Below are 20,847 nucleotides of genomic sequence, written 5' to 3' on the forward strand. Positions count from 1 at the left end.
GAAGATCATCCTTCGAGCGCAACGCGGCGACCCTCTCCCGGCTATCAGGCCAAACATCCTACCAGGAGACGGCCCGATGAGTGGAATTCATACAAGCCTGGCCGGCACCTTCAGCGCCATCCTGATCCGCGATCTCGCCCGCACCGCCGGCCGGTCCGGCGATGTCGTGGCCGTGCTCGCCTTCTTCGTGGTGGCGGCCACCCTCTTCCCGCTGGGTGTGGGCCCCGGCCCGCAGGTGCTGGCGCGGATCGCCTCGGGTGTGGTCTGGGCATCGGCGCTGCTTGCCGTGCTGCTCTCGCTCGACCGGCTGTTCGATGCCGACCGCAATGACGGGGCGCTCGAAGGTCTGGCCCTCTCCCCCGCGCCGCTCGCGGTCGTGGTGCTGGCCAAGACCGCGGCCCACTGGCTGACCACGGGCCTGCCGCTGATCCTGATGGCACCGCTGGTCGCGATCATGCTGCAGGCGGAGCTGCGGCTGGTCCCCGCCCTGATGGCCTCGCTCGCCCTCGGCACGCCGGCCCTGTCGCTGATCGGCGCGATCGGTGCCGCCCTCACCCTGGGCGCCCGGCGGGGGGCGGCGCTGATGCCGCTGCTGCTGCTGCCGCTCTATGTTCCGGTGCTGATCTTCGGGGTCGGCGCGGTCGAAGCGGCGGCGAACGGCCTGCCCATGGGGCCGCATCTGATGCTGCTTGCCGCGGGTTCAGTGCTTGCCCTCGCCCTGGCACCGCTGGCCGCGGCTGCCGGGTTGCGCGCGGGGCTGGACTGATCGGGGTCTGCGCGCGACACTTGGGCGTTCCGGACCGCGTCCGATGGTCGCGCAGGCCCGGCAAGGCTTGACGCCCGGCCGCTAGGCGTGCACCTCCTCGCGGGTGCGGGTTCCGGAACCCGTGTTCCATCTCTTCCTTCAGCCGGCGGGGTCCCGTCCGCGATGCATCGCTACGCCAATCCCACTCTCTATGGCCGCATCGTCGACCGCGTCCGCCGCCCGGCCGGGCTGGCGGGGCTGGCGCTGATTCTGGTCGGGCTCTATCTCGGCCTGTTCGTGGCGCCGCCCGACTATCAGCAGGGCGAAAGCTTCCGGATCATGTATGTCCATGTGCCGGCAGCCTGGATGGCGATGTTCTCCTATGCCGGCCTCGCGGTCTCGAGTGCGGTCTACCTGATCTGGCGCCATGGCGTGGCCGACGTCACCGCCAAGGCGATCGCGCCGGCGGGGGCCGCCTTCACCGCCATCGCGCTGGTCACAGGCTCGCTTTGGGGCCAGCCGATGTGGGGCACCTGGTGGGTCTGGGATGCGCGGCTGACCTCGGTGCTGCTGCTGTTCTTCCTGTATCTGGGCTATATGGTGCTGCGCGACGCCTTCGATGCGCCCGAACGCGGTGCCAAGGCGGCGGCCATCCTGGCGGTGGTGGGCGTGGTCAACCTGCCGATCATCAAGTTTTCGGTCGACTGGTGGAACACGCTGCACCAGCCGGCGACGATCTCGAAGCTCGATGCACCCTCGATCCACCCGTCCATGCTCTGGCCGCTGCTGGCGATGGCGCTGGGCTTCACGCTGATCTTCGTGGCGATCGTCTGCCTGCGCGCGCGGACGGAACTTCTGGAACGCCGGGCGCGCAGCCTGGAGATGCAGGCGGCGCTCGGCCGCGCCGAGTGACGGGAACAGTAGATAACCGGAACAGGCAAAAGACCGGAACAGGCCCGACCCCCGCGGATTTTTGTCACGCAACTTCCGCGACATAGCGGCGCAAGCCTGCCGCAGCACTGGACGCGGGCCCCGGCCTGACACTATCTGTTGCGCAAGATCGCGCCGGGCCCGCCGGACGACGATCATTGTTGAGGACATGACGGCGGTGAACGACCTCGAAACCTTCCTGGCGATGGGCGGCTATGCCGCCTATGTGTGGCCCTCCTTCGGCTTCGCCCTTGTGGTGCTGGCGGGGGTGTGGCTGCAGGCCCGCGTGGCGCTACGCCGCGCCGAGGCCCGCCTGGCCCGGCTCGAGGCGCTGGGGCTGGACCGGCGCGCACGCCGCCGCCGCCCCGCCCCTTCCGCACCGGGCACCGCCGCCCGCACCGACGGAGCCACCGACGATGCCGCCCGCGCCTGAAGCTTCCGCCGCCGGACGCGGCACCGCCGCCCGCACGCCTGCCCCCCGGCGCTTCAACCGCAAGCGTCGCCGGATGTATGCGCTGGGTGGCATCCTGCTGCTGGTCGCCGTGGCGGTCGCCCTGGTTCTGGGCGCCTTCCGCGACAATCTGCTGTTCTTCTACAGCCCGAGCGACATTCAGGCGAAGCAGGTGGAACCAGGCACCCGGCTTCGGGTCGGCGGCCTGGTCGAGGCGGGCAGCGTGATCCGCGGCCCCGGCACCAATGTCGCCTTCACCGTCTCGGACGGTGCCAAGACCCTGGTCATCCATTATGACGGCCTGCTGCCCGATCTGTTCCGCGAAGGCCAGGGCATCGTCGCCGAAGGCCGGCTGGAACCCGACGGCACCGTGACCGCCGAACAGGTTCTGGCCAAGCATGACGAGACCTATATGCCGCCCGAGGTGGTCGACGCCATGAAGCGTGCCGGCACCTGGCACGGCGAAGGCACGCCCGAAGGCAGCCACCAGAAGCTTCTGAAGACCGGCAGCGGGGATCCCAGCTGATGATCGCCGAACTCGGCCACTACCTCCTGGTCCTGGCGCTCGCCATGGCCATCGTCCAGGCGGTGGTGCCGCTGATCGGGGCCGCGCGCGGCGATGCGGCGCTGATGGCCGCCGGCCGCGGGGCGGCCATGGACCAGATGCTGTCGATCCTGGGCGCCTTTGCGGCCCTGACCGTCGCCTTCGTCCAGAGCGATTTTTCGGTGCTGCTGGTCGCGGCCAATTCCCACACCGCCAAGCCGCTGCTCTACAAGATCACCGGCGTCTGGGGCAATCACGAGGGCTCGCTTCTGCTCTGGGCCACGATCCTGGCCCTTTACGGCGGCGCGGTGGCGCTGTTCGGCCGCAATCTGCCGCCCTCGCTTCGGGCGCGGGTGCTTGCGGTCCAGGGCATGATCGCGATCGGCTTCCTGCTGTTCATGCTGCTGACCTCCAACCCCTTCGACCGGCTGATGCCGCCGCCGGCAGAGGGGCGCGACCTCAACCCGCTGCTCCAGGACCCCGGCCTCGCCTTCCATCCGCCCTTCCTCTATCTCGGCTATGTCGGCTTCTCGATCGCGTTCGCCTTCGCAATCGCAGCCCTGATCGAAGGCAAGGTCGATGCCGCCTGGGCGCGCTGGGTCAGGCCCTGGACGCTGGCGGCCTGGGTGTTCCTGACGATCGGCATCGCGCTCGGCTCGTGGTGGGCCTATTACGAGCTCGGCTGGGGCGGCTGGTGGTTCTGGGATCCGGTCGAAAACGCCTCGCTGATGCCCTGGCTGGCTGGCACCGCCCTTCTGCATTCCGCGATCGTGGTCGAGAAGCGCGACACGCTGAAATCCTGGACCATCCTGCTCGCGATCCTGACCTTCTCGCTCAGCCTGCTCGGCACTTTCCTGGTCCGCTCGGGCGTCATCACTTCGGTCCACGCCTTCGCGAGCGACCCCACCCGCGGCGTCTTCGTGCTCGGCTTCATGTGCGTGGTGGTGGGCGGCGGTCTCACCCTCTATGCCTGGCGGGCGCCGACGCTGAAACCCGGCGGGCTGTTCGCCCCGGTCAGCCGCGAAAGCGGGCTGGTGGTCAACAACCTGCTGCTGTCGGCTCTGGCCGCCACCGTGCTGATCGGCACGCTCTATCCGCTGTTCCTGGATGCCTTCGCCGGCGCCAAGGTCACCGTGGGCCCGCCCTTCTTCGATGCCACGGTCGTGCCGCTGGCGGTGCCGCTGCTGATCGTGGCCGGTATGGGCCCTTCGCTGGCCTGGAAGCGTGGCGATCTGGGGGCCGTGCTCCAGCGACTGCGCTTCGCCATGGTCGCGGCCCTGCTTGCCGCGGCGGCCGGGTTCTTCGTCGGCGGCATCTCGGTCGATGGTGCACTCGGCGCGCTCGGCCTGATGCTCGGCGTCTGGCTGGTGGCCGCCAGCCTGGCCGATGTCGCAGAGCGCATCCAGATCGCGAAAGGTGCCGGCACCGCCTGGCGCCGTGCCCGCAATCTGCCGCGCGCCGCCTGGGGCACGGCGGTCGCCCATCTGGGCGTCGGCATTCTGGTGCTCGGCATCACCGGCGCGTCGATCTGGCAGGCCGAAAAGACCGTGACGCTCGCCCCCGGCGAGCGCGCCGAGATCGGCGGCCGGGTGGTCGAATTCCGCGGCGTCACCCAGCAGCCGGGGCCCAACTACCGCAGCACCATGGGCGATCTGCGCCTGATGTCGGGCGACGGGCCGGGCGCGCGGGCGGTGGCGAAGCTCAGCCCGGAGATCCGCTTCTATCCCGCCCAGGGCACCACCACCACCGAGGCCGCCATCCGGACCAACGGCATCGCCGACGTCTATGTGGCCCTGGCGGGTGCCGAGCCGGTCGACGGCAGATGGAGCTTCCGGCTCTATCACAACCCGCTGACGCCCTGGATCTGGGGCGGCGCGCTGGTCATGGCACTCGGCGGCATGATATCGCTGAGCGACCGGCGCCTCAGGGTCGGGGCGCCGCGCCGCGCCCGGACCCCGCAGACCACCGGCTCCCTGCCCCCCGCCCCCGCCGAGTGAGTGGCCGCGCCGATGCTGAAGCGTCTGATCTACGTCCTGCCGGTGCTGGTGTTCCTGGCACTGGCCGGGGTGTTTCTTACCGGGCTCGACCTCGACCCCCGGGCCGTGCCCTCGGGCCGGATCGACAAGCCGGTTCCGGCCTTCGCGCTCAGGCCGATCGAGGGTCGGGAGCAGGGGCTCGCCGCGGCAGATCTGGCTGACGGCCGGCCGGTGCTGGTCAATTTCTTCGCGTCCTGGTGTGTCCCCTGCCTGGCCGAACACCCGCTGCTGATGAAGATGGCCCGCGAAGAAGGCGTGCGCATCGTCGGGATCAACTACAAGGACCGGCCCGAGGATGCCCGCCGCTGGCTGGACCGCCATGGCGACCCCTATACCCGCATCGGTGCCGATATCGACGGCCGGACCGGCATCGAGTTCGGCATTTCGGGCGTGCCGGAAACCTTCGTGGTCGACGGCCGGGGTCGCATCCTGGCCCAGCATATCGGCGTGCTGACCGAAGAGGCGCTGGAAGACCGCATCCGTCCGCTGCTGAAGGAGGCGGCCGAATGACCCGCGCGGCCTGCCTCGCGATCGCCGCCCTGCTGGTCGTCTCCGCCCCGCAGGTGCTGGCCCAGCAGACTGACGCCCCGGCACAGCGTGCGCCCCAGGAAATGCCGGCCCCCGGCAGCGTGGCCCCCGGCCCGCTCGCCCAGCCCGAGGTTCCGCTGGCCGACCCGGCCGAAGAACGCCGGGCGCGCGAGATCTCGAAGGAACTGCGCTGCCTGGTCTGCCAGAACCAGTCGATCGAGGACAGCAATGCCGAGCTGGCCCGCGACCTGCGTCAGGTTGTGCGCGAGCAGGTGGCGGCCGGCCGCAGCCGCGACGACATTCTGACCTTCATGGTCGACCGCTATGGCGACTGGATTCTGATGCGGCCGCCGGTCAAGTCGACCACCTATCTGCTTTGGGGCGCCCCGGCGCTGGCCCTGCTGATCGGGGCTGCGATCGCGATCGGCTTCATCCGCCGCCAGCGCCGCGCCTATGCCGCCCGCGCCGCCGAGGATGGCTTCGCCCGCCCGCTCGACGACGACGAGGCCTGGCGCCTGGCCCGGCTGCTCGACGAAACCGGTCCCGCCCCATCCGGCACGGACGAGGTCTTCGATCCGGCACCGGACAAGACCCGGGCGGCCGGCGCGGATGACGGCGCCCCCGATGCCTCCGGATCCGACGAAGACGACACGCCGCCCAAGGACGGACGCCCCCAGACATGACCGGTCTCTGGTTCTGGGCGGTCATCGCCCTGGTCACCCTGCTTGCCCTGACCGTGCTGCTGCTGCCGGTGCTGAAAGGTCGCGCCCGCGAACGCGGGGCCGCCCGGCTGGGGGACATCGCGATCTACCGCCATCAGCTGGCCGAGGTCGATACCGAACTCGCCCAGGGCCGGCTGACGGCCGAGGAGGCGACGGCCGCGCGGCTCGAGATCCAGCGCCGGCTGCTTGCCGCCGATGCCGCCCGCGGGGCGGAACCGCATCATGCGCCTTCAGGCCGCAAGGAACGACGCCGGGCCAACCGCCTGGCGGCGATCCTGATCCTGCTGGTGCCGATGATCGCCGTCGGCGTCTATCTGCGTCTGGGCCAGCCCGGCCTGCCCGACCATCCGGCGGCGGAACGGCCGCTTGCCCGGGCGAGCGATGCCGATCTGGCGAAGCTGGCCGAAGAGCTTGCGACCAAACTTGAAGGCGCCGACAGCGAGGACCCCCGTGGCTGGACCCTGCTCGGCCGCGCGCTGAGCAGCCTGGGGCGCCATGACGAGGCCGCCCGCGCCTTCGCCCGGGCGCTGGCCCTGGCCCCCGATGACGTCGACCTGCTGACCAGCGCCGCCGCCGCCGAGGTCATCGCCCGCGGCGGACAGGTCGACGAGCATGCCCGGGTGCTGTTCGACCGTGCCGTCGCCCGCGATCCCGGCAATGCCGCTGCCCGCTATTATCTGGGCCTTGCCGATGCCCAGGGCGGCCGGATTGCCGAGGCGCTGGAACGTTGGGTGGCGCTTGCCGCCGACACCCCCGCCGACGCCCCGTGGCGGGCCGAGCTGGAACGTCAGATCCGCCGCGCCGCCGGCGATCTGGGCCGGCCGGTCGCAGGCCTCATCCCCGAAAGCTGGCGCAGCCCGGGCGAGGCCGCAGAGGCCCCCGGCGGCATGGCCGTGCCGCCCGCCCAGGCCGAAATGATCCGCGGCATGGTTCAGGGGCTGGCCTCGCGCCTGGAAAACGCGCCCGAGGACCCCGACGGCTGGCTGCGTCTCGCCCGCTCCTACACCGTTCTCGGTGATCCGGCGGCGGCGCGCGCTGCCCTTGCCCGCGGCGCCGAAGCCAATCCGCGGGTGATGGACCTGCAGCTCGCTCTGATGCAGGCACGGGTCGAGGTTCCGGACGACGGCGACCTCGACCCGCGGATCATCACCGCCGCCCGTGCCGCCCGCGACCGGGCGCTGGCGCTGGCGCCCGAACACGACATGGCGCTCTGGCTGGGGGGCGAGGTCCATGCCCGCGACGGCGAGCTGGATCAGGCCCGCAGCCTGTGGCATCGCCTGCTGGACGTGCTGCCCGCGGACTCGCCCGACCGGCGTCAGGTCGAGGCCCGGATCACCGCACTCGACGACACCACCGGCGACGTGCCGCCACCTGCCGACTGATCGGCGCCACTGCCGGTTTCCTCCGGGCCGCCCGCCCGTCATAATCCCGTCCCAGAGACAGGCCTCGTCCGAAGGGGCGGCGGGGGGCGGCGAAACCAGAACGGCCGGCGGCGGCCATGAAGGGGGCACATGACGACGACACGCTGGGCGCTGGAGGTGGAGCGCCTGCACAAGCGCTTCGGTGATCTGGAGGTGGTGAAGGGGGTCTCTCTCCAGGCGGCCGAAGGCGATGTGATCTCGATCATCGGCAGCAGCGGATCGGGGAAGAGCACCTTCCTGCGCTGCATCAACATGCTGGAAATGCCCGATCAGGGCGTCGTCCGGGTCGATGGCGAGGAGATCCGCCTGAAGCCGGCACGCAGCGGCGGCATGGAGCCGGCCGATCCGCGCCAGCTCGACAGAATCCGCGCCCGGCTGGGCATGGTGTTCCAGAGCTTCAATCTCTGGCCCCATCTGACGGTGCTCGAGAACGTGACCGAGGCGCCGGTCCATGTGCTCGGCCGCCCCCGCGACGAGGCCGCCGATACCGCCCGCCGCCTGCTCGAGAAGGTCGGCATCGGCGACAAGACCGGGCACTATCCTGCGGAACTTTCAGGCGGCCAGCAGCAGCGCGCGGCCATCGCCCGAGCGCTGGCCATGGACCCGCGCGTGATGCTGTTCGACGAGCCGACCTCGGCACTCGATCCCGAACTGGTCGGCGAAGTACTGCGTGTCATTCGCAGTCTTGCCGAAGAAGGCCGGACGATGTTGATCGTCACGCATGAGATGGGCTTTGCGCGGGAGGTGTCTTCGCGGGTCGCGTTCTTCGACCAGGGGGTCATCGCCGAAGACGGCCCCCCTGAACAGGTCTTCGAAAACCCAGTCAACGACCGTTGTCGTCAGTTTCTTGCAAGCCGGCTGCGATAATTCTGGAGCGCCGGATACACATAGTTAACTCTCGTGTTATATCTTGTGTACAGGTCGTGACTGATCAGGCATGTCGCTTCATGATCTGCCCGAAAACAGTTGCGCAAGAAACATAACGAGCGCATGGAGCAAAGCTGATGGCATCCTGCACTGAGGGCGGCAGCAACGATCGTGATCTGGAATTGTTCCACTTCGCGTTTCGCTTCCTCGTCGAGGAACCTGATCGCATTCTGGCCGAACGGGGGCTGAACCGGTCGCACCATCGGATTCTGTATTTCGTGGGGCATGGGGGCCCCGACATGACACTGACCGACCTGCTGGACAAGCTCAGGGTATCGCGTCAGGCGCTGCATCGGCCGATGCGCCAGCTGCTGGATCAGGGGCTGGTTCTGCTGACGCCGGTGCCGTCGAACCGGCGGATGCTGAATGTGCGGCTCAGCGACGAAGGCGCGAAGCTCGAAGCCCGGCTGTCGGCCCTGCAGACCGGCTATCTCGACAAGGCCTTCGCGGCCGTCGGCCCCGGTGCTGCGGAAGCCTGGCGGCAGGTCATGGAGGTTCTGGCGGCCGACCCGACCCGGCTTGGCCAGATCGATCGCCCCGCGATGCGGGTTGCCGGTCGCGCCCATCACGAGCATGGGGCCACTGCCCACGCATCCTGACGTTTCACAGGCCTTGCCCGCGTTTTGTCGTTGAACCGGCCCCTGCGGCCCGGCTTTACTAGATCTTAGCAATACCGCATCCGTCAGCGGCGGGCCCCCAGGGTCCGGCCGCCGGTTCGGGGGAGCCGGTGGGCCGTGCCTGAAGGCCGGTCCCGGGCGGTGCGGAAGGATCGAGTATCGTCGAGGGAGATCGACACGTGGGCATTTTCCGTATCCTGAGCGCCGCCGTCATCGGACTGGGGCTGGCCACCGGCAGTGCTGCCGCGGCCGACAAGATCCGCATCGCGACCGAGGGTGCCTATCCCCCGTTCAACTTCGTGAACGAGCAGGGCAAGCTCGACGGCTTCGACGTCGACATCGCCAATGCCCTCTGCGCAAAGATGAAGGCGGAGTGCGAGATCGTCGCCCAGGATTGGGACGGCATCATTCCGGGCCTGCTCGCCAACAAATACGATGCGATCATCGCGGCGATGTCGATCACCGAGGATCGCAAGCAGTCGGTGGACTTCTCGAGCAAGTACGCCCTGTCGGCCGGCCAGTTCGTGGCGCCGAAGGACAAGACCTATGACGACACCTCGCCCAAGGCGCTGGCCGGCAAGGTGATCGCCGTCCAGCGGTCGACGACCCACGTCACCTATCTGGAAGACAACTACAAGGACAGTGATATCCGGCTCTACGACACCCAGGACCAGGCCAATCTGGACATGGTGTCGGGCCGCGCCGACCTCACGCTTGCCGACCAGCCGATCCTGGGTGACTGGCTGAAAACCAGCGACGGCCAGGGCTTCCACTTCGTGGGCAAGCCGGTTGCCGATCCGAAGTGGTACGGCGAAGGCATCGGCGTTGCGGTCCGCAAGGGCGATACCGCGCTCGTGACGAAGTTCAACGAGGCGATCGCCGCGATCCGCGCCGACGGGACCTTCAAGCAGATCAACGACAAGTGGTTCAACTTCGACATCTACGGCGACTGACCGCCTGCCCGGCCCATGGCCGGGGCCTGTCGACCGGAACCGTCGGATGGCCGGGGCAGCGATGTCCCGGCCTTCGCGGTTCGATGGCATCGGCCTGACGCCGGGACGATGCACCGCTTTCAGGGAACGGTCCCGCTTCGATGTTCGACTTCAAAGGCTATGGCGGCCTGCTGATCGAGGGGGCGGCAATCACGCTGGCCCTGATCCCGCCTTCGCTGGCGCTGGGGCTGGTGCTGGGCCTTGCGGGCGCTCTTGCCAAATCCAGCCGGTCGCGGGTTCTGCGCGGCATCGGCCAGACCTATACCACCGTCATCCGCGGCATTCCCGAGCTGCTGGTGGTGTTGTTCGTGTTCTTCGCCCTGCCGGTGATCGTGAACAACGCCCTCACCGCCGCCGGCGCCCAGACCCAGGTTTCGGTCAGCCCCTTCGTCGCCGGTGTGGTGGCGCTGGGCCTCGCCTATGGCGCCTATGCGACCGAGGTGTTCCGCGGCGCGCTTGCGGCCCTGCCCAAGGGCCAGATCGAAGCCGCCCGGGCGCTGGGCATGAGCCCGCGCCTGACCTTCCGGCGCATCGTCCTGCCGCAGGTCTGGCGGCTGGCCCTGCCGGGCCTCGGCAATCTGCTGCTGGTGATGATGAAGGATACCTCCCTGGTGTCGGTGGTGGCGCTCGACGAGCTGATGCGCAAGGCCCATGTCGCCGCCGGCGCCACGCGGGAGCCCTTTACCTTCTTCTTCGCCGCGGCACTCATCTATCTGTTCTTCACCCTGATCGCCGAGATCGGCATCGCCCGCATGGAACGCTGGGCCGCCCGCGGCACCGGCCGGCGCGCGGCACCGGCGCCCGCCACCGGCGCGAGGGCCTGAGCGATGCGGTGGGAAGTCATCTTCGACAATTGGGAGCGGCTGGCCGGCGGTCTGGGCACCACCTTCCAGCTCGTCGCCCTGGCGCTCCTCATCGGCGCGGCCCTCGCCCTGGTGGTCGCCATGGCGCGCATCTCGCAGAACCCGCTGCTCGCCTGGTTCGGTCGCGGCTACATCTTCTTCTTCCGCGGCACGCCGCTGCTGGTGCAGCTGTTCCTGATCTATTACGGCCTGTCGCAGTTTCCGGCGATCCGCAGCAGCTTTCTGTGGCCGATCCTGCGGGAGCCCTATTGGTGCGCGATCATCGCCTTCGCGCTCAACACCAGCGGCTATACCGCGGAAATCCTGCGCGGCGCCATCCAGGCCGTGCCCCGCGGCCAGATCGAGGCGGCCCAGGCGCTGGGCATGAGCCGGGCGCTCACCTTCCGCCGGATCATCCTGCCGATCGCGATCCGCTACGGCTTCCCGGCCTATAGCAACGAGGTGATCCTGATGATCAAGGCGAGTGCGCTCGCCAGCACCATCACCATCCTCGACCTGATGGGGGTCACCCGTACCCTGATCTCGCGGACCTTCGCCGTGACTGAACTGTTCCTGGCCGCCGGGGTGATCTATCTCGTCATCACCCTGCTGCTGACCCGCGTCTTCGCCCGTGTGGAGGCCCGGCTCAACCGCCACATGGCCCGCCGCTGACCCCGATCTGCCCCATCTGCCGCCGGCCGCTGCCCGATCTGGCGGCGGCCACCGACCGGCACCACTGGGTGCCGGTCTCGGAAGGCGGGCGCGAACAGGCCGTGCTGCACCGGATCTGCCATCGCATGATCCACCGCCTGTTCGACGAGAAGCGCCTGGCCCGCGACCTGAACACCGCCGAGGCGCTGCGGACCGCGCCCGAGATGCAGGGCTTCCTGCGCTGGATCGCGAAGCGGCCGCCGGAGCTGGTCGACTGGCCCGAACTGCCGGGCCGCCACGGCCGCAGCCGACGCCGGCGCTGACATCGGTCTCCGAGACATATTGCGCTGCATGTCCGCCCACGAGCCGCGCAATCCTGCGCCGATCTGATCACCGAGCGCGAAATTTTTGTGCAATGCAGAATTTCGCCATGGACATCTATTTCAATTAGACGTTTGACCGAGATGAAAATCCGTCGCTAAGCTTCCGGGACAAATGGCCGGCGTGTTTCGCGCCCGGCCACCGGAGGGCCGGGAAGACGTGCGCGCGCCACGCAGCCGCCACCACCCGAGGCCTGCCGGGTACACCCTGGGAGGGATGCGCGCGATGGAGCTGTTTGCCCAACAGGTCATGAATGGTCTGGTCTTGGGCAGTGTCTACAGCCTTGTGGCCCTTGGCGTGACACTGATCTACGGAACGATGGAGATCCCGAACTTCGCCCACGGGCATCTCTATATGCTGGGCGCCTATGTCACCTTTGCCGCCGTGACCGGGCTGGACCTGCACTACTGGATCGGCATGGTGCTGGCGGTGGCCGCCCTCGCCGTGGTCGGCATCCTGGTCGAAAGGCTGGCCTTCCGGCCACTGCGTCACGCCCCCCATGTGAACATGATGATTGCGGCCGTGGGGTTGATGCTGTTCCTCGAGGCCTTCGCGCAGCTGGTCTGGGGGGCGGATTTCCGCCGGCTGCCCTCGCCCTATGGTGCGGTCGTCGATCTCTGGGGCACCACGGTCACCGAACAGAAGCTGATCCTCATCGTCGCCGGCATGGGGCTGATGGCGGTGCTGTTCCTGTTCCTGAAGCGCACCGCCCTCGGTGCTGCGATCGAAGCGGTGTCGCAGGACCGGGTGGGCGCGCAGCTGGTCGGCATCGATCCCGAGCGGATCTCGATGATCACCTTCGCGCTCTCCGCCGGCCTCGCCGCGGCTGCTGCGGCACTGATCGCACCCATCAACCTGATCTCGCCCTCCATGGGGCTGGTCGTGGGCCTCAAGGCCTTCGTGATCGTGGTGATCGGCGGCATGGGCAGTGTGGCCGGCGCCATCGTCTGCGGTTATGGCCTCGCCCTCGCCGAAAGCCTGGGCGGCACCTATCTCGCGACCGACTATCAGGATCTGATCGCCTTCGCGATCCTGGCGCTCGTGCTGACCGTTCGTCCCTCCGGCCTGTTCGCGAAGGGGGCCTGAGGCCATGACACGTCTCGATCCCCGCCCGCCGGTCAACCCTCGGCGCCGGCTGGTCACCCGGGTCTGGCTCGGCCTGTTCCTTGTGGCCGTGCTGGCCCTGCCCCTGGTCGTCACCAACCCCTATCACATGCAGGTGGTGCTGACCGGCTTCATCTTCGCCATCGGCGCCTACGGGCTCAACATCGCGCTCGGCTATACCGGGCTGCTCTCGCTCGGCCATGCCGGTTTCTTCGGCATCGGCGCCTATGCCGTGGCCCTGCTCACCACCGATTTGGGCTGGCCCTTCTGGCCGTCGCTGGTGGTCGCCATTCTGGTCACCGGGGCGATCGGCTTCGTGGTCGGCAGCATCTGCCTGCGTGCCAAGGGCCACTACCTCGCCATCTTCACCCTCGCCGTCGGCATGATCATCTACCAGGTGCTCGACAAGTGGGAGAGCCTGACCAACGGCCCGATCGGCGTGGTCGGCATTCCGGGCCCCAGCCCGATCGGGCCGATCACCTTCGACGACTTCACCTCGCGCTATTACCTGACCGCGGGCTTCCTGCTGCTCGCCATGCTCTGCGCCTGGCGGATCAAGTCGTCGCTTTTCGGCCGCACCCTGCTCGCGGTGCGGATGAGCGAGCCGCTCGCCTCGGCATCCGGCATCGACGTGATGTCGGCCAAGCGGCTGGCCTTCACCATGGCCTGCATCTATGCCGGTGTGGCGGGGGGGCTTTATTCCAGCTTCATCGGCTTCCTCGGCCCCGACATCGCCTCGGTCGACATCACCTTCAACATGCTGCTCTACGTGCTGCTGGGCGGGATCGCCTCGATCTCGGGGCCGCTGATCGGCACGCTGCTGGTCTACACCCTCACCCAGTTCCTGCAGGCCTTCCAGCAGTACCAGATGCTGGCCTTCGGCCCGGCGCTGATCGCACTGGTGATCTTCATGCCCTATGGCATCGCCGGTGCCGCCAGTCTGATCCTGCACCGCCTGATGCCCGACCGGCCGCGCCCGCGCAGCGCCGCCCCCGTCCGCGGCCAGACCGGGGAGACCGTCCGTCCATGACCGCCATCCTGGAAACCCGCGGCCTCACCAAGGCCTTCGGCGGCCTCGTTGCGGTGGGTGATGTGGATTTTGCCGTCGAGGAAGGCGGCATCACTGGCATCATCGGCCCCAACGGCGCCGGCAAGTCGACCTTCTTCAACCTGATCAGCCTGTTCTACCGATCGTCCTCGGGCACCATCACCTTCCGCGGCGAGGACGTCACCCGGCTGCGCACCCACGACATGCCGCCGCGCGGCATGGCCCGCACCTTTCAGACCACGCATCTTTTCGCCGAGGCGAGCGTGCTCGAGAATGTGATCGTGGGCTATCGCCACCGCACCCGGGCAGGGCTGCTCGATGCCCTGATCGCAAGCCCGCGCGAGCGCCGCGAGATCGCCGAGGCCCGCATGCGGGCGATGGAAGCGCTGGATTTCGTTGGCCTTGCCGATGTCGCCCACCGCCCGGCCGGGCTGATCAGCCAGGAACAGCAGAAGCGCGCCGCGATTGCGCTCGGCCTGGTCGGCGGCCCCCGGCTGCTGCTGCTCGACGAGCCCGCCGCCGGCATCAATCCGGAAGAGACCGATGATCTGGGCCGGCTGATCCGGCGCATCGCCGAGGCCGGGGTCACCGTCTGCCTGATCGAGCACAAGATGAAGATGGTGATGGGGCTCTGCGACCGGATCATGGTGCTGCATCACGGCCGCAAGATCGCCGAGGGCACGCCCGACCAGATCCGCACCGACGATGCGGTGATCACCGCCTATCTGGGGAGCGACGCCCATGCTCACGCTTGACGGGGTTTCGGTCCAGTACGGCGCCTTCCGGGTGCTGCAGGACATCTCGATCACGGTGGGTCAGGGGGAGCTGGTGGTGCTGCTCGGCGCCAACGGCGCCGGCAAAAGCACGCTGTTCCGCACGATCAGCGGGCTGCACCGTGTCACCCGCGGCCGGATCGTCTTCGATGGCGACGACATTTCCAAAGCGGCGCCGGCAAAGATCGTGGCCCGGGGCATCGCCCACTGCCCCGAAGGCCGGCGGCTGTTCCCCGATCTGTCGGTCGCCAAGAACCTGATGCTCGGCGCCTATACCTGCCGCGGCGACCAGGCCGCCGTCGCCCGCACCCTCGCCCGGGTCCACGAACTGTTCCCGATTCTGGTGGAGAAGGCCGACCAGCCGGCCGGCTCGCTGTCGGGCGGGCAGCAGCAGATGGTGGCGATCGGCCGCGCCCTGATGGGCCGGCCGCGCCTGCTGATGCTCGACGAACCGACGCTGGGCCTGGCACCGCTGGTGGTCCGCCAGGTGCTGGACGCGGCGGCCGAGATCTGCCGCAGCGGCACCACGGTGCTGCTTGCCGAACAGAACGCCCATGCCGCTCTCGCCATCGCCGACCGCGGCTATGTGATCGAGACCGGCCACATCACCACCGAGGGCACGCGCGAGGCGCTGATGTCCGACGACGAGGTCCGCCGCGCCTATGTCGGCGCCTGACGCAGACAGGACGACGACGCTCGAATTGCACCAGGGATCGGCAAACCCGGCACGGAACCGGGACAGTCAAGGGAGGCAAGATGTCATGAAGATGGTCATCGACGAGATCCGGAAGACGACCCGCCGGCGGGTTCTGATCGCGGCGGCCGTGGCGGCGGTGATGGCGCTGCCCGGCGCGACGCTGTTCGCCGGCAACGCAGCCGAGGCCGCCGACAGCGCCGTGATCGGCTATTCGGGCCCGCTGTCGGGCGGTGCGGCGCTCTATGGCCGCAACGCGCTCCGCGGCCTGGAGATGGCGGCCGACGATGTGAACGCGGCCGGCGGCATGGATATCGGCGGCCAGAAGGTGAAGCTGGAAATCCAGTCTCTGGATGACCGCTACCTGCCCAACGAGACGGCGGTGAACGCCCAGCGCCTGGTCTATCAGAACGGCGCGCGGATCGTGTTCATCCCCCATTCGGGCGGCATCCTGGCGGCGCAGGGCTTCAACACCAAGGGGCCGCAGAAATTCATCATCGGCGCCTATACCAGCGAGCCCGCGATCCTGAAGCAGGGCAACCCGCTGCAGATGATGATCCCGCCGCGCTACAATGCCCTGTTCAAGCCCTATGCCGAGGCGGCGATGAGCCGGTTCGGCAAGCGGCTGGGCATGATCCCCGGCACCCACGCCTATGCCAAGGAATGGACCAAGGGCTTCAGCGCCACCTGGAAGGAGATGGGCGGCGAGGTGCTGACGGACAACGCCGTCGACTATCGCACCACCACCGACTTCTCGGGCGCGGTCGCCAAGGCGCTGTCGGAAAAGCCCGATGTGCTGTTCATCGGCGGCCCGTCGCAGCCGACCGCGCTGATCGTGCAGGCGGCACGCGAGCAGGGCTTCAAGGGCGGCTTCGTGATCATGGATCAGGCCAAGCCCGAGGAGATGGACAACATCGTCCCCATCGAGATGATGAACGGCCTGGTCGGCAATCTGCCGCTCGAATACTACCCCTCGAAGAACGCGCCGGCCTTCATCAAGAAATACCAGGAGAAGTATGGCGCCAACGAGGAAGCGGTGGCGGAAATCGGCCTGAACTATACCGCGCTGATGGTTTTCGTGCGGGCGATGGAACTTGCCGGCACCACCGAGGATCCGGAGAAGATCATGGGCGCGCTGGCCGAAGCCTCCAAGACCCTGCCCGCCGACCGCAACCCCTATGAGCTGACCGGCGTCGACGCCGAGAACAACATGGCCAGCGCCTTCCAGATGACGGTGGTCGAGAACGGCAAATACGTGCCGCTGCCGTTCAAGTAAGCCGGCAACGCCCCTTATATCCGCCCGCAAAAGCCCGGCCGTCGGCCCCGACGGTCGGGCTTTCCATCCTCAACCCGGTTTTTCCGTCCTCAGCCCCGGCCGCGATAGGGCGGCACGCCCTGATCCGGGATCCAGAGATCGGCCGGCACCGGCCCGGTGGCGTAGAACACGTCGATGGGAATGCCGCCGCGTGGATACCAGTAGCCGCCGATCCGCAGCCATTCCGGTGCAAGCAGCTCCGCCAGGCGCTTGCCGATCCCCACCGTGCAGGCCTCGTGGAAGTCGCCATGGTTGCGGAAGGCGTGCAGATAGAGCTTCAGCGACTTGCTCTCGACCAGCCAGTCGCCGGGCACATAGTCGATCACCAGATGCGCGAAATCCGGCTGGCCGGTGATGGGGCAGAGCGAGGTGAATTCCGGGCAGACGAAGCGCACCGCATAGCGCGTGCCCGGATGCGGGTTCGCCACCCGCTCCAGCACCGCCTGATCCGGCGAGGCCGGGAGGTCGGTGCTCCGTCCCAGCTGTTCCAGCCCGGCATAGATGGTTTCGGACGGTCCGGTCACGGGCATCACCTCCTCGGGGCAGCGCCTTCCGGACAAACACGGGTCCGGAAACACGAAAGGCCGGCAGAAGCCGGCCTTTTCGTCATCGTCAGTCGTCATCGCGTTCAAGCGGGAATTGGTGGAGCCGAAGGGAGTCGAACCCTCGACCTCTAGAGTGCGATTCTAGCGCTCTCCCAACTGAGCTACGGCCCCGCACCCGCCCCGCCGGAAGCCCGTCGGGCACCGGTGGTGAACGGCGCGGATATTGGCGTGAGGGCGAGGTGCTGTCAAGCGGCTCTCTCAGAGAATCGTCACAATCGACTGGCCGCCCGCGATGGCTGCGCTATACTCCCGCCCGACCCGTCAGAACGCCGCATCGGGCATGCGGCAGCCCGAGTACGAGGGAGCCCCGCATGGCGTCGCTTCTCCAAGGCCTGCTCTTTCTGTTCAATGCCGCGATCGAGATCTATACCTGGATCCTGATCGCGAGCGTCATCCTGAGCTGGCTGGTGGCGTTCAACGTCGTTAACACCAACAATCAGGTGGTCTATACGATCGGCAGCTTTATCCACCGGATCACCGAGCCGGTGTTGCGCCCGATCCGCAACTTCCTGCCCAGCCTCGGCGGGCTGGACCTGTCGCCGCTGGTCCTGCTGCTCCTGCTGAACTTCCTCAAGATCGTGGTCAATGGCTGGCTCGCGCCCTATGCCTACGGGATGATGTACTGATCCGATGAGCGACGACATGACCGGCATGGCGGCTCCCGCGGTCGAACGCGAGGGGCCGGCCAATGTCTCGATCTTCGTGAAGGTGCAGCCCAAGGCGCGCAAGGCCGCCATAGAACCTGCCCGTGATGACGGCCACGGCCGGATGCGGCTGCAGGTGAAGGTGACCGCCGCCCCGGAGGACGGCAAGGCCAATGCCGCGGTCGAGCGGCTGGTCGCCGAGGCATTGGGCATCGCCCGCAACCGGGTTCGCGTCGTCCAGGGCGTGACCGATCGTGCCAAGCGGCTGGGCATCGAGGGCGAGGGTTTCGCCGATGCCGAAGACATCGCCGCCCGCGCCCGCGCCCTCGGTGCCTGAGCCCGACCTCGGTACCTGAGCCCGACTCCCGAAGGAGACACACCCCATGGCTTCAGCTGAACTCATCGACGGCAAGGCCGTCGCTGCGGATCTGCGGTCCGCAACCGCAGCCCGCGTCGGCGGCCTCTATGCCCGCCATGGCATCCGCCCCGGCCTCGCCGTGGTGCTGGTCGGCGAGGATCCGGCAAGCCAGGTCTATGTCCGCAACAAGCATCGCCAGACCGAAGCGGCCGGCATGCGCAGCCTTGAACACAAGCTGCCTGCCGACACTTCCGAAGCGGCCCTGCTCGACCTGGTGGCGCAGTTGAACGCCGACCCGGAAGTCGACGGCATCCTGGTCCAGCTGCCGCTGCCCCGCCAGATCGATGCCCAGAAGGTGATCGAGGCGATCGATCCGGCCAAGGATGTCGACGGCTTTCATCCGGTCAATGCCGGCCGTCTGGCCACCGGTCAGCCGGCCCTGGTGCCCTGCACCCCGCTCGGCTGCCTGATGCTGCTCGACCGGACCCTGGGCCAGAACATGGCCGGCCGGCATGCCGTGGTGATCGGCCGCTCCAACATCGTCGGCAAGCCGATGGGCCAGCTGCTGCTCGGCCGCGACTGCACCGTCACCATCGCGCATTCGCGCACCAAGGATCTGCCCGAGATGGTGCGCACCGCCGATATCGTGGTCGCCGCCGTCGGCCGGCCCGAGATGGTGCGCGGCTTCTGGATCAAGCCGGGTGCGACCGTGATCGATGTCGGCATCAACCGCCTGCCGCCGGCGACCGAAGGCGGCAAGGACCGCCTGGTCGGCGACGTCGCCTTCGACGAGGTCAAGGCGGTGGCGGCGCATATCACGCCCGTGCCGGGCGGCGTCGGCCCCATGACCATCGCCTGCCTGCTCTCGAACACGCTGCAGGCGGCCTGTGCCCGCCGCGGCATCGACATGACCCAGCTCTGAGCGGAACATCAGGGGAGGGGAGCGACGGTCGATGCTCTACGTCCTCTGCCTCCCGCGCTTCGCCGCCGCCGATGCCGACCGGATCGATGCCTTCCGCCGCCGCCACGAACCGGCGCGGGCGACCCTGGTGCCGCCGCATCTGACGCTGGTCTTCGGTGGCGCCATGGCCTGTCGGCAGGTCCTTGAAACCGCCCTGGCTGCCTTTGCCGCCACGGAACCGGCCTTCGGTCTGACGCTGGGCGATCCGCACACCCATCTGGACGACAGGCGGCGCGAATACGCCTTCTATCTGCGCGCGCTCGACGGCAGGGGGCCGCTCACCCGTCTTCACGCCGCCCTGCATGACGGCCCGGGCCTGCCGGCCCGCCGCCCGGACACCCCCTTCGATCCGCATCTGACCCTGACCGGCGCCCCGGAAGCGGAGCCGGTCAGGGCAGCCGCCGCGGCTTTCGCCTCCGACGCCTGGCCGTTGCCGGTGCGGGGCCATGTGGATGCGGTAGAGATCGTTCAGCTGCTGGAGGGACGTCTTGACCGCCTGACGCGCGTCCCCCTGGCCGGAAGTGTCCCCTTGGCCGAAAAGAGCGCAACCGGCGAGGCATGCCCTCAGGACGTACGGTCATAGAACAGGACCCTGCCCGCGGGCAGGATCTGATTCATGAGATCAAAGTCGCGGATGTTTCTGGTCAGGACGGTATACCCCTGCTCCATCGCCTGGAGATAGATGGCCGCGTCGTTGAACGCGGCGACTTCCTGTCCTTTCGGAAGCCGCCCCAGGTGGAACAGCAGACCAGCCAGAATTCCGGCCTCCAGCAGAACGCCAGAAGTCGGCGCATCAAGACGATGGCCTGGAATCGCGTCGACGACCTGGCTCAGCTCTCGAAGGACGTCGGCGCTGCCGGGATGCTCAGGGGTCAGGCGCCCGAAATTGTGACAGAGTTCCCCCACGGCAATGGCACTGTGCTGGATCCGGCGGGTCTCCAGAAGCGCATCAAGTGCAGGACTGGCCGATCCTTCGAGCATGTCGACATAGACCGACGTGTCGAGCAGCAAGGGCGGCCCAAGCCTCTGAGCCCGATCGGCAAAGGGCAGGTCTGTGCGGGCACGGCGGGTGAGCGTGCCGGACCACGTCTCGGGCCGGAGGCGACGCAATGAACGGGCGAGGCCGACGCGCAAAAGGGTCAGCCTTCCAGAGTGCCCTTGGGAACCCGCCCCCGCCGGGCCAGAAGCTGCCGGCCGAAATCATCCTCCAGCGCAACCTTGCTCAGGGCGTAAAGAAGCAACTCGCTGGTGCTTGCGGCACCGCTGCGGGCCCTGGCCGCCGCAAGGAGCTTCGATGGCACACGCCCGCCCACCGCCGTATCGCGGGGGCCGAGCAGCCCTTCTGCGTCAGCGGCCTCGAAGGCGAGCTTCCGGCGGGCTCGCGCGAGATCCTCGTCCGGTTCGACGGCTGCCTGCACGGTTTCCGGCGCCATGGCATGTCCCTCCTGCGGGTCGCTGGACGGGTGAATTGTCTCACAAATTTTGTATTCCGTTGAACATCCGTCAAGTCCCCGCTGCCCCCCGGCCAGACAAAAGCCCGGCCCGCGATCGCGGGCCG

26 protein-coding genes and 1 tRNA gene are annotated in these 20,847 nt (G+C 68.3%); 23 read left to right on the top strand and 4 right to left on the bottom strand.

Annotated elements, in window-relative coordinates; all coding sequences use genetic code 11:
- Positions 1-76 precede the first annotated feature (76 nt).
- The 19 genes from ccmB (at position 77) to CMO28_RS17455 (ending at position 16,682) form a co-directional block, all read left to right on the top strand.
- Entirely contained in the window at positions 77-766 is a 690-nt protein-coding gene (ccmB, locus tag CMO28_RS17365) for a heme exporter protein CcmB (RefSeq protein WP_296715576.1), read from the top strand.
- 162 nt (positions 767-928) lie between these two features.
- The gene (locus CMO28_RS17370; protein ID WP_296715578.1) at positions 929-1,657 is read left to right on the top strand and encodes a heme ABC transporter permease; all 729 of its coding nucleotides are present in this window, start codon (positions 929-931) and stop codon (positions 1,655-1,657) included.
- Between the two features lie 196 nt (positions 1,658-1,853).
- Entirely contained in the window at positions 1,854-2,108 is a 255-nt protein-coding gene (gene ccmD, locus CMO28_RS17375) for a heme exporter protein CcmD (protein WP_323755106.1), read from the top strand.
- Positions 2,092-2,652 (top strand): cytochrome c maturation protein CcmE, encoded by a 561-nt coding sequence (gene ccmE, locus CMO28_RS17380; protein ID WP_014746596.1) that lies wholly within the window; start codon positions 2,092-2,094, stop codon positions 2,650-2,652. Before ccmD ends, ccmE begins: the two co-directional genes overlap by 17 nt.
- Positions 2,652-4,667: a heme lyase CcmF/NrfE family subunit gene (locus CMO28_RS17385; protein ID WP_296715581.1), complete on the top strand. Its 2,016-nt coding sequence runs from the start codon at positions 2,652-2,654 to the stop codon at positions 4,665-4,667. The genes ccmE and CMO28_RS17385 overlap by 1 nt, the downstream gene beginning before the upstream one ends.
- A gap of 12 nt (positions 4,668-4,679) precedes the next feature.
- A complete protein-coding gene (locus CMO28_RS17390; protein ID WP_296715583.1) occupies positions 4,680-5,216 on the top strand; it encodes a DsbE family thiol:disulfide interchange protein in 537 nt (178 codons plus the stop codon).
- Positions 5,213-5,917 (top strand): cytochrome c-type biogenesis protein CcmH, encoded by a 705-nt coding sequence (locus CMO28_RS17395; protein ID WP_231889352.1) that lies wholly within the window; start codon positions 5,213-5,215, stop codon positions 5,915-5,917. Before CMO28_RS17390 ends, CMO28_RS17395 begins: the two co-directional genes overlap by 4 nt.
- The gene (ccmI, locus tag CMO28_RS17400) at positions 5,914-7,338 is read left to right on the top strand and encodes a c-type cytochrome biogenesis protein CcmI (protein WP_296715584.1); all 1,425 of its coding nucleotides are present in this window, start codon (positions 5,914-5,916) and stop codon (positions 7,336-7,338) included. Before CMO28_RS17395 ends, ccmI begins: the two co-directional genes overlap by 4 nt.
- 129 nt (positions 7,339-7,467) lie before the next feature.
- Positions 7,468-8,244 carry an ABC transporter ATP-binding protein gene (locus tag CMO28_RS17405; protein WP_296715585.1) on the top strand — a complete coding sequence of 259 codons (777 nt, stop codon included), beginning with the start codon at positions 7,468-7,470 and terminating at the stop codon, positions 8,242-8,244.
- A gap of 137 nt (positions 8,245-8,381) precedes the next feature.
- The gene (locus CMO28_RS17410) at positions 8,382-8,903 is read left to right on the top strand and encodes a MarR family winged helix-turn-helix transcriptional regulator (protein ID WP_062763070.1); all 522 of its coding nucleotides are present in this window, start codon (positions 8,382-8,384) and stop codon (positions 8,901-8,903) included.
- A gap of 197 nt (positions 8,904-9,100) precedes the next feature.
- Positions 9,101-9,874 (top strand): ABC transporter substrate-binding protein, encoded by a 774-nt coding sequence (locus CMO28_RS17415; RefSeq protein WP_296715586.1) that lies wholly within the window; start codon positions 9,101-9,103, stop codon positions 9,872-9,874.
- A 140-nt stretch (positions 9,875-10,014) separates the two neighbouring features.
- The gene (locus tag CMO28_RS17420; RefSeq protein WP_296715587.1) at positions 10,015-10,737 is read left to right on the top strand and encodes an ABC transporter permease; all 723 of its coding nucleotides are present in this window, start codon (positions 10,015-10,017) and stop codon (positions 10,735-10,737) included.
- A 3-nt stretch (positions 10,738-10,740) separates the two neighbouring features.
- Positions 10,741-11,427, top strand: a complete 687-nt coding sequence (locus tag CMO28_RS17425) for an ABC transporter permease (protein ID WP_296715588.1) — start codon at positions 10,741-10,743, stop codon at positions 11,425-11,427.
- A 125-nt stretch (positions 11,428-11,552) separates the two neighbouring features.
- Complete coding sequence (locus tag CMO28_RS17430) at positions 11,553-11,729, top strand: HNH endonuclease (RefSeq protein ID WP_296715589.1); 177 nt, start codon at positions 11,553-11,555, stop codon at positions 11,727-11,729.
- 283 nt (positions 11,730-12,012) lie between these two features.
- Entirely contained in the window at positions 12,013-12,873 is an 861-nt protein-coding gene (locus CMO28_RS17435; RefSeq protein ID WP_014746607.1) for a branched-chain amino acid ABC transporter permease, read from the top strand.
- Positions 12,874-12,877: 4 nt separating this feature from the next.
- Positions 12,878-13,921, top strand: coding sequence for a branched-chain amino acid ABC transporter permease (locus CMO28_RS17440; protein WP_296715590.1), 1,044 nt, complete (start codon positions 12,878-12,880; stop codon positions 13,919-13,921).
- Positions 13,918-14,694, top strand: a complete 777-nt coding sequence (locus tag CMO28_RS17445; RefSeq protein WP_296715591.1) for an ABC transporter ATP-binding protein — start codon at positions 13,918-13,920, stop codon at positions 14,692-14,694. The genes CMO28_RS17440 and CMO28_RS17445 overlap by 4 nt, the downstream gene beginning before the upstream one ends.
- The gene (locus CMO28_RS17450) at positions 14,681-15,388 is read left to right on the top strand and encodes an ABC transporter ATP-binding protein (protein ID WP_062763059.1); all 708 of its coding nucleotides are present in this window, start codon (positions 14,681-14,683) and stop codon (positions 15,386-15,388) included. The genes CMO28_RS17445 and CMO28_RS17450 overlap by 14 nt, the downstream gene beginning before the upstream one ends.
- A gap of 85 nt (positions 15,389-15,473) precedes the next feature.
- On the top strand, positions 15,474-16,682 hold the full coding sequence (locus CMO28_RS17455; RefSeq protein WP_296715592.1) for an ABC transporter substrate-binding protein: 1,209 nt from the start codon (positions 15,474-15,476) through the stop codon (positions 16,680-16,682).
- 89 nt (positions 16,683-16,771) lie between these two features.
- Here the strand turns inward: CMO28_RS17455 and queF are convergent, their stop codons facing one another.
- Both queF and CMO28_RS17465 read right to left on the bottom strand, forming a co-directional pair.
- The gene (gene queF / locus CMO28_RS17460) at positions 16,772-17,251 is read right to left on the bottom strand and encodes a preQ(1) synthase (protein WP_062763057.1); all 480 of its coding nucleotides are present in this window, start codon (positions 17,249-17,251) and stop codon (positions 16,772-16,774) included.
- A 110-nt stretch (positions 17,252-17,361) separates the two neighbouring features.
- Positions 17,362-17,437: transfer RNA gene (locus CMO28_RS17465), tRNA-Ala, on the bottom strand.
- Between the two features lie 200 nt (positions 17,438-17,637).
- On the opposite strand from CMO28_RS17465, the gene CMO28_RS17470 reads away from it, so the two are divergent.
- The 4 genes from CMO28_RS17470 to CMO28_RS17485 are packed head-to-tail and all read left to right on the top strand — an operon-like array spanning position 17,638 to position 19,872.
- On the top strand, positions 17,638-17,952 hold the full coding sequence (locus CMO28_RS17470; RefSeq protein ID WP_296715593.1) for a YggT family protein: 315 nt from the start codon (positions 17,638-17,640) through the stop codon (positions 17,950-17,952).
- A 4-nt stretch (positions 17,953-17,956) separates the two neighbouring features.
- The gene (locus CMO28_RS17475; protein WP_296715594.1) at positions 17,957-18,307 is read left to right on the top strand and encodes a DUF167 domain-containing protein; all 351 of its coding nucleotides are present in this window, start codon (positions 17,957-17,959) and stop codon (positions 18,305-18,307) included.
- Between the two features lie 46 nt (positions 18,308-18,353).
- Positions 18,354-19,250, top strand: a complete 897-nt coding sequence (folD, locus tag CMO28_RS17480; RefSeq protein ID WP_062763051.1) for a bifunctional methylenetetrahydrofolate dehydrogenase/methenyltetrahydrofolate cyclohydrolase FolD — start codon at positions 18,354-18,356, stop codon at positions 19,248-19,250.
- 31 nt (positions 19,251-19,281) lie between these two features.
- Positions 19,282-19,872 carry a 2'-5' RNA ligase family protein gene (locus tag CMO28_RS17485; protein WP_296715595.1) on the top strand — a complete coding sequence of 197 codons (591 nt, stop codon included), beginning with the start codon at positions 19,282-19,284 and terminating at the stop codon, positions 19,870-19,872.
- On the opposite strand, the gene CMO28_RS17490 is transcribed toward CMO28_RS17485, so the two are convergent.
- Positions 19,854-20,300: a type II toxin-antitoxin system VapC family toxin gene (locus CMO28_RS17490; RefSeq protein WP_296715596.1), complete on the bottom strand. Its 447-nt coding sequence runs from the start codon at positions 20,298-20,300 to the stop codon at positions 19,854-19,856. The two genes, CMO28_RS17485 and CMO28_RS17490, sit on opposite strands and share 19 nt — an antisense overlap.
- Positions 20,301-20,428: 128 nt before the next feature.
- Positions 20,429-20,722 carry a hypothetical protein gene (locus CMO28_RS17495; RefSeq protein WP_062763045.1) on the bottom strand — a complete coding sequence of 98 codons (294 nt, stop codon included), beginning with the start codon at positions 20,720-20,722 and terminating at the stop codon, positions 20,429-20,431.
- Positions 20,723-20,847 lie beyond the last annotated feature (125 nt).

This window comes from Tistrella sp. (genome assembly GCF_002684955.1).
In the GTDB taxonomy this organism is placed as follows: Bacteria; Pseudomonadota; Alphaproteobacteria; order Tistrellales; family Tistrellaceae; genus Tistrella; species Tistrella mobilis.

Bases quoted from the DNA above. Each gene is read 5' to 3' on its own strand.
- ccmB (WP_296715576.1), top strand. From the start codon at position 77: ATGAGTGGAATTCATACAAGCCTGGCCGGCACCTTCAGCGCCATCCTG.
- CMO28_RS17370 (WP_296715578.1), top strand. From the start codon at position 929: ATGCATCGCTACGCCAATCCCACTCTCTATGGCCGCATCGTCGACCGC.
- ccmE (WP_014746596.1), top strand. From the start codon at position 2,092: ATGCCGCCCGCGCCTGAAGCTTCCGCCGCCGGACGCGGCACCGCCGCC.
- CMO28_RS17385 (WP_296715581.1), top strand. From the start codon at position 2,652: ATGATCGCCGAACTCGGCCACTACCTCCTGGTCCTGGCGCTCGCCATG.
- CMO28_RS17390 (WP_296715583.1), top strand. From the start codon at position 4,680: ATGCTGAAGCGTCTGATCTACGTCCTGCCGGTGCTGGTGTTCCTGGCA.
- CMO28_RS17395 (WP_231889352.1), top strand. From the start codon at position 5,213: ATGACCCGCGCGGCCTGCCTCGCGATCGCCGCCCTGCTGGTCGTCTCC.
- ccmI (WP_296715584.1), top strand. From the start codon at position 5,914: ATGACCGGTCTCTGGTTCTGGGCGGTCATCGCCCTGGTCACCCTGCTT.
- CMO28_RS17405 (WP_296715585.1), top strand. From the start codon at position 7,468: ATGACGACGACACGCTGGGCGCTGGAGGTGGAGCGCCTGCACAAGCGC.
- CMO28_RS17410 (WP_062763070.1), top strand. From the start codon at position 8,382: ATGGCATCCTGCACTGAGGGCGGCAGCAACGATCGTGATCTGGAATTG.
- CMO28_RS17420 (WP_296715587.1), top strand. From the start codon at position 10,015: ATGTTCGACTTCAAAGGCTATGGCGGCCTGCTGATCGAGGGGGCGGCA.
- CMO28_RS17425 (WP_296715588.1), top strand. From the start codon at position 10,741: ATGCGGTGGGAAGTCATCTTCGACAATTGGGAGCGGCTGGCCGGCGGT.
- CMO28_RS17430 (WP_296715589.1), top strand. From the start codon at position 11,553: ATGATCCACCGCCTGTTCGACGAGAAGCGCCTGGCCCGCGACCTGAAC.
- CMO28_RS17435 (WP_014746607.1), top strand. From the start codon at position 12,013: ATGGAGCTGTTTGCCCAACAGGTCATGAATGGTCTGGTCTTGGGCAGT.
- CMO28_RS17440 (WP_296715590.1), top strand. From the start codon at position 12,878: ATGACACGTCTCGATCCCCGCCCGCCGGTCAACCCTCGGCGCCGGCTG.
- CMO28_RS17445 (WP_296715591.1), top strand. From the start codon at position 13,918: ATGACCGCCATCCTGGAAACCCGCGGCCTCACCAAGGCCTTCGGCGGC.
- CMO28_RS17450 (WP_062763059.1), top strand. From the start codon at position 14,681: ATGCTCACGCTTGACGGGGTTTCGGTCCAGTACGGCGCCTTCCGGGTG.
- CMO28_RS17455 (WP_296715592.1), top strand. From the start codon at position 15,474: ATGAAGATGGTCATCGACGAGATCCGGAAGACGACCCGCCGGCGGGTT.
- queF (WP_062763057.1), bottom strand. From the start codon at position 17,251: ATGCCCGTGACCGGACCGTCCGAAACCATCTATGCCGGGCTGGAACAG.
- CMO28_RS17470 (WP_296715593.1), top strand. From the start codon at position 17,638: ATGGCGTCGCTTCTCCAAGGCCTGCTCTTTCTGTTCAATGCCGCGATC.
- CMO28_RS17475 (WP_296715594.1), top strand. From the start codon at position 17,957: ATGAGCGACGACATGACCGGCATGGCGGCTCCCGCGGTCGAACGCGAG.
- folD (WP_062763051.1), top strand. From the start codon at position 18,354: ATGGCTTCAGCTGAACTCATCGACGGCAAGGCCGTCGCTGCGGATCTG.
- CMO28_RS17485 (WP_296715595.1), top strand. From the start codon at position 19,282: ATGCTCTACGTCCTCTGCCTCCCGCGCTTCGCCGCCGCCGATGCCGAC.
- CMO28_RS17495 (WP_062763045.1), bottom strand. From the start codon at position 20,722: ATGGCGCCGGAAACCGTGCAGGCAGCCGTCGAACCGGACGAGGATCTC.